The sequence below is a fragment of the Kitasatospora sp. NPDC057500 genome (genome assembly GCF_042802195.1).
In the GTDB taxonomy this organism is placed as follows: Bacteria; Actinomycetota; Actinomycetes; order Streptomycetales; family Streptomycetaceae; genus Kitasatospora.
The window spans coordinates 1-7160 of sequence record NZ_JBHVER010000297.1; the positions used below are offsets into that span (position 1 = coordinate 1).

2 protein-coding genes are annotated in these 7160 nt (G+C 72.1%); both read left to right on the plus strand.

All coding sequences use genetic code 11. The features are described from left to right. A partial coding sequence (locus ACFU74_RS34860) for a phosphopantetheine-binding protein (protein ID WP_380764151.1) occupies nt 1–444 on the plus strand: 444 nt, incomplete at its 5' end. 40 nt (nt 445–484) lie between these two features. Further along, on the plus strand, nt 485–7117 hold the full coding sequence (locus tag ACFU74_RS34865) for an SDR family NAD(P)-dependent oxidoreductase (protein ID WP_380764152.1): 6633 nt from the start codon (nt 485–487) through the stop codon (nt 7115–7117). Nucleotides 7118–7160: the final 43 nt, after the last annotated feature.

Below are 7160 nucleotides of genomic sequence, written 5' to 3' on the forward strand. Positions count from 1 at the left end.
CGCACCCACATCGCCGAAGTCCTCGCCCTCCCCAACCCCACCACCATCCACGACCACCAAGCCTTCAAAGAAATGGGACTCGACTCCCTCACCGCAGTCGAACTCCGCAACAAACTCACCACCACCACCGGACTCCGCCTCCCCACCACCCTCATCTTCGACCACCCCACACCCACCGCCCTCGCCACCTACATCCACACCCACATCCCCACCACCACGGAAGAGACCTCGCTCTCCGTTCTGGATGAACTGGACAGGCTGGAAAAGGCGCTCGCGAAACCCGCGACTGACCAGCAGCAGCAAGAACAGATCACAGCACGCCTCAACGAGCTCGTGCGGCGCTGGAACAGGGCCCACCAGGCGTCGGAGGAATCGCTCGACGACGATCTGACATCCGCGACCGACGAAGAGCTGTTCGAAGCCTTCGACAACAACTTCGCTTGATCCACGCTCCGTCAACGGAACTCCATACGAGGTGACACGCATGTCAAATGAGGACAAGCTCCGCGACTACCTGCGCCGTTCGATGGCCGAACTGCGCCAGGCCCAACGGCGTCTGCGCGAGTTGGAGGAGGGGCAGCAGGAGCCGATAGCCGTCGTCGGAATGGCCTGCCGGATGCCGGGGGACGTGTCGTCCCCGGAGGACCTGTGGGAGCTGGTCGCGTCCGGGACCGACGCGATCGTCGAGTTCCCGAACGACCGCGGCTGGGACCTGGAGGGGATCTACGACCCCGATCCCGAGGTCCCCTGGAAGTCCACCGTCCGGCACGGCGGCTTCATGCGCGACGTCAGCGGATTCGACACCGAGTTCTTCGGGATCAGCCCGCGCGAGGCACTGGCCATGGACCCCCAGCAGCGCCTCATGCTCGAATGCGCCTGGGAGACCTGTGAGCGCACCGGAATCGACCCGGCCACCCTGCGCGGCAGCCGCACCGGGGTGTTCGCGGGACTCGTCCAGTCGTACGCGCCTCAGATCAGCCGTCCGCCCGAGGAGTTGGAGGGCTTTCTGCTGACGGGCAGCACGGCCAGCGTGGCGTCCGGGCGGGTCGCCTACGTGCTCGGGCTCGAAGGCCCGGCGGTGACCATCGACAGCGCCTGCTCCTCCTCCCTGGTCGCCCTCCACCTCGCCGCCCAGGCCCTGCGCAACAACGAGTGCGACCTCGCCCTCGCGGGCGGCGTCGCCGTGCTGTCCGAGCCCGACGGTTTCGCCGAGTTCAGCAGGCAGCGCGGGCTCGCCGCCGACGGCCGGTGCAAGCCGTTCGCCGCGGCCGCCGACGGGACCGGGTTCTCCGAGGGCGTCGGCCTGGTCATGCTGGAGCGCCTCTCGGACGCCCAGCGCAACGGCCGCACCGTGCTGGCACTGATCCGGGGCAGCGCCGTCAACCAGGACGGCGCCAGCAACGGCCTCACCGCCCCCAACGGCCCCTCCCAGGAACGGGTCATCCGCCAGGCCCTCGCCAACGCCGGTCTGACCAGCGACCAGGTCGACGCCGTCGACGCGCACGGCACCGGCACCCGGCTCGGCGACCCCATCGAGGCCCAGGCACTCCTCGCCACCTACGGCCAGGACCGCCCCGCCGACCAGCCCCTGCACCTCGGCTCCATCAAGTCGAACATCGGCCACACCGCCGCAGCCGCCGGCGTCGCCAGCGTCATCAAGATGATCCTCGCCATGCAGCACGGCACCCTGCCCCAGTCGCTCCACATCGACGCACCGACCCCGCACGTCGACTGGACCGCCGGCAACATCAGCCTCCTCACCGAGCAGACCCCCTGGCCGGTCACCGACCACCCCCGCCGCGCCGCCGTCTCCTCCTTCGGCATCAGCGGCACCAACGCCCACCTCATCCTCGAACAACCCCCCGCCACCGAGACCGACACGGCCGACGACACCGTCCCGGCCCCGGCCGACGACGCGGCAGCCGACGACGAGGCAACGGACGGACCGCACGTCTGGCTCGTCTCCGGCAAGTCCGCCGACGCCCTGGCCGACCAGGCGGACCGGCTGCACGCCTTCGCCGCCGGTCGTCCCGACGTCGATACCCGCGACATCGCCCACGCCCTGGCCACCACCCGCACCGCCTTCGACCACCGCGCCGCCGTCATCGCCCACGACCGCAGCGACCTCCTCGACGCACTCGCCGCGCTGAAGGAGGGCCGGCCCTCACCCCACCTGGTGACCGCCGACCAGCGCCCGCAGGCCAACGGCAGGACGGCGTTCGTCTTCCCCGGTCAGGGCTCGCAGTGGGCCGGCATGGGCCGCGACCTCTTCCGGACCAGCACCGTCTTCCGCGACCACATCAACGCCTGCGCCGAGGCCCTGGCCCCGCACGTCGACTGGTCGCTCCTCGACGTCATCCAGGACCACCCCGACGCGGCCTCCCTGGAGCGGATCGACGTCATCCAGCCGGTCCTGTTCGCCACCATGGTCTCCCTCGCCGCCCTCTGGCAGTCCCACGGTGTCCAGCCCCACGCCGTCATCGGCCACTCCCAGGGCGAGATCGCCGCGGCCCACACCGCCGGCATCCTCTCCCTCCCCGACGCCGCACGCATCGTCGCACTGCGCTCCCAGGCCCTGCGCCAGATCTCCGGCGAGGGCGGCATGGTCTCCCTGCCCCTGCCCGCCGACCAGGCCGAAGCCCTCCTCGCCCCCTGGACCGACCGGATCAGCGTCGCCGCGTTCAACGGCCCCGCCACCACCATCGTCTCCGGCGACACCTCCGCCCTCGCCGAGCTCGTAGCCGCCTGCACCGACCAGCACATCGACGCCCGCACCGTCCCTTCGGACGTCCCCGGACACTCCTTCTACCTGGAGAAGTTCCGCGACCGTCTGCTCCATGACCTGCGCGATGTCACCCCCCAGGTCGGTCACACCCCCTTCTACTCGACCGTCACCGGCGCCCTCGTCACCGACACCACCACCCTGGACACCGAGTACTGGTACCGGAACCTCCGCCAGACGGTCCGCTTCACCGACACCGCCCACGCACTCGTCAGCGACGGGCACCACCAGCTCATCGAGATCAGCACCCACCCCGTCCTCACCACCAGCATCCAGGACATCCTCGACCACACCGACCACACCGACACCCCCACGCTCACCACCGGCACCCTCCGCCGCCACAAGGGCGACTGGACCCAGTTCCTCACCTCCGCCGCCCAACTCCACACCCACGGCACGCTCGTCGACTGGACCACCCACACCGCTCCCGCCACCGGCCGCCCCGTGGACCTGCCCACCTACGCCTTCCAACACCAGCGCTACTGGCTCACCCACACACCCACAAGCTCCGGTGACGCCTCCGCGTTCGGACTCGACACCACCGACCACCCCTTCCTCACCGCCAACCTCGAACTCCCCGACGGCAGCCGCGTCTTCACCGGCACCCTGTCCACGAACACCCACCCCTGGCTCAGCGACCACGCCATCACCACCACCCCCCTCCTGCCCGGCACCGCATTCGTCGACCTCGCCCTCCACACCGGCCACCACACCGCCCACCCCCACCTCGAAGAACTCACCCTCCACACACCACTCCTCCTCAACAACACCCACCCCCTCGACCTCCAGGCCACCCTCACCCCCTCCGAGGACGAGCGCCGCACCCTCACCATCCGCTCCCGCCCCCACACCACCACCTCCGACGACGCGGTCGCCTGGACCACCCACGCCACCGCCACCCTCACCACCACCAGCCCCGCCGACGACCAGGCACCCGACCTGACCATCTGGCCACCCGCCAACACCACCCCGGTCGACGTCACCGACGCCTACCCCATGCTCGCCGACCACGGCTACACCTACGGCCCCGCCTTCCAAGGCCTCACCGCCGCCTGGCGCGACAACCACCACACCTACGCCGACATCACCCTCCCCGAAGACCTCGAAGCCGACGCCTTCGACATCCACCCCGCCCTCCTCGACGCCACCCTCCACACCATCGGCCTGGACACGCTGGACGGCCGGCAGGGATCGATGCGGCTGCCGTTCTCCTGGTCCGGTGTCGACCTGTACTCCACCGGCGCCCGCCACCTGCGCGCCAGACTCACCCCGACCGGCCCGGACACCATCAGCCTCCACCTCGCCGACGCGAGCGGCGCCCCCGTCGCCACCATCGAGGCCCTCACCACCCGCCCCCTCCCCGCCGAACAGCTCGCCGACCTGGCCTCCCGCCAGTCGCCGACGCAACCGCTGCTGCTGGTGGACTGGACGACGGTCCCCGTCGCGGCCGAAGCGGCGGCGACCTCCGCCACGTGGGCGGTCCTCGCCGGCCGGGTCGACGGTGCGGACTCCGGCTTCGGGCAGGTCCCCGTGGCGGACCTCGGCGCGGCCGGATACGCGGACCTCGCCTCGCTGCGGGCCGCGATCGAGGCCGGTGCACCGGTCCCGGACCTGGTGCTGCTGCCCTACGCCTCCGCCGCGGACGACGACGGCCCGGTCGGCGGGGCGCACACGGCGGTTCGCGAGGTGCTGCCGGTCGTCCAGGAGTGGCTGGCGACGGAGGCGTTCACGGCGTCGCGGCTCGTGGTGGTGACGCGCAACACGGTCTGGGGCCGGCCCGGCGCGGACGGTGCGATCTCGTTGGCGGACACCCCGTTGTGGGGACTGCTGAGGTCGGCGCAGTCGGAGCATCCCGGCCGGTTCGCGCTGCTCGACATCGACGACGCGACCTCCTCCCTCGGCGCCATGACCTCGGCCCTGGCCACCGATGAGCCGCAGCTGGCCCTGCGGGACGACACCGCGTACGCACCGCGGCTGAGCCGCCTGGACTCCCGGAAGGTGCTGTGGGTGCCGGAAGGGGCCGCGGCCTGGCGGATGGAGCTGGACGGGGAGGGAACCCTGGACCACCTCACGCTGGCGGCGCCGGCCACCGGCGACGAGGCCCCGCTCGCACCTGGCGAGGTGCGTCTCGCCGTGCGGGCGTCCGGTATGAACTTCCGCGACGCCCTCATCGCCCTCGGCATGTACCCGGGCGAGGGGGCCCACCTCGGCAGCGAGGCCGCGGGTGTGGTGCTCCAGGTGGGTCCCGGCGTCGACGAGTTCGTGCCGGGCGACCGGGTGATGGGCCTCGTCCCGCACTCCATGGCCTCCGAGGCGGTCACCGACCACCGGATGCTCGTCCGGGTGCCGGCCGGGTGGTCCTTCGTCGAGGCGGCCGCCGTGCCGGTCGTCTTCCTGACCGCCTACTACGGCCTGAGCGACCTGGCCCGACTCGCCGCGGGCGAGAAGGTGCTGGTGCACGCCGCGGCGGGCGGCGTGGGCATGGCCGCGGTGCAGCTGGCCCGGCACTGGGGTGCGGAGGTCTTCGCCACCGCCAGTCAGGGCAAGTGGGGCGCGCTGCGCGAGACGGGGCTCGACGACGCCCACATCGCCTCCTCCCGCACCTGCGACTTCGAGGAGCTGTTCCTGACGGCCACCGGCGGTCAGGGTGTCGATGTCGTGCTCAACTCCCTGGCCCGGGAGTTCGTGGACGCGTCGCTGCGGCTGCTGCCGGGAGGCGGCCGTTTCGTGGACATGGGCAAGACGGACGTCCGGGACCCCGAGGCGGTCGCCGAGGCCCATCCGGGGGTCGCGTACCGGAACTTCGACCTGTTCGAGGCGGGGCCCGACCGGATCCGGGAGATCCTGACCGAGCTGCTGGGCCTCTTCGAGGCGGGGGTGCTCCGGCCGCTGCCCGTCACGGCCTGGGACATCCGGCAGGCTCCCGAGGCGTTCCGCTTCCTCAGCCAGGCGCGTCACGTCGGCAAGATGGTGCTGACCGTGCCGCGCGCGCTGGACCCCGAGGGGACCGTGCTGATCACCGGCGGCACCGGCACCCTGGGCAGCCTCCTCGCCCACCACCTGGTCGGCCAGGGGCACACCCGGCTGCTCCTGGTCAGCCGCAGCGGCCTCCGGGCCGAGGGCGCCGAGCAGCTGCGCGAGGAGCTGACCGGCCTCGGCGCCGACGTCACCGTCGCCGCCTGCGACACGGCCGACGCCGATCAGCTCGCCGCCCTCCTGGCCGAGGTCCCCGACGAGCACCCCCTCACCGCCGTCGTCCACACGGCGGGCGCCCTGGCCGACGCCACGGTGGAGAAGATCACCCTGGACAGCCTGGACACCGTCCTGACGCCGAAGGCCGACGCCGCCTGGAACCTGCACGTCCAGACCCGGCACCTCGACCTCGCCGCCTTCGTGCTCTACTCGTCCGCGGCCGGCTCGCTGGGGAGCCCGGGGCAGGCGAACTACGCGGCCGCCAACACCTTCCTGGACGCCCTGGCCCACCACCGGCAGGCACTCGGGCTGCCCGCCACCTCCATGGCGTGGGGTTTCTGGGAGCAGACGAGCAGTCTGACCGGGCACCTCAACACGACCGACCTCAGCCGCATCAACCGCAACGGCATCGCGCCCATGACCAGCGCCGAGGGGCTGGCCCTGTTCGACCGGGCCCTGGCGGCCGGCAACGCCGCCCTGGTCACCGCGCATTTCAACCTCGCCGCCGTACGGGACGCCGCCGCCGAGCTGCCGCCCTTCTTCCGGAACTTCGTGAAGGGCGGACGCCGGGCGCTCGCCGCGACCTCGGTCGACGGCGGGGGGCGCAACGGCCTGACCGAGCGGCTCGCTCCGATGAGCGACCGCCAGCGCGACCAGCTGCTGGTCAACCTGATCCGCGACCAGCTCGCCGCCACGCTCGGCCGCATCGACCCGTCCACGATCGAGACGGACAGCGCCTTCAAGGAGCTGGGCATCGACTCGCTGACCGGCGTGGAGCTGCGCAACAAGCTGAGCGCCGACACGGGCATCCGGCTGCCGGCGACCCTGGTCTTCGACCACCCGACCCCGATGGCGCTGGCCCGGTACCTGCGCGAGCAGCTCGCGCCCGGCCTGCCGGAGGCCGAGCCGCCGGTGCTCTCCGAGCTGGCGGGCCTGGAGTCGGCCCTGGCGGGGCTGACCGAGGAGCCCGACGAGCAGACCCACGCCCGGGTCGCCCAGCGGCTGGAGGCGGTCGTGGCGAAGTGGAAGCGGCTGCGGACGGCCGCGGCCGAGCCGGAGCAGGACGTGGCCCGGCGGATGGAGTCGGCGTCGGCCAGCGAGATCCTGGACTTCATCAACAAGGAGCTCCGCGTCCAGCCCTGACGGGCGGACCCGGGAACGACGGCGAAGGGCCCCGGTCAAGGAG

Excerpts from the sequence above, each read along its gene's own strand:
- ACFU74_RS34865 (WP_380764152.1), top strand. The coding sequence starts at position 485 with ATGTCAAATGAGGACAAGCTCCGCGACTACCTGCGCCGTTCGATGGCC.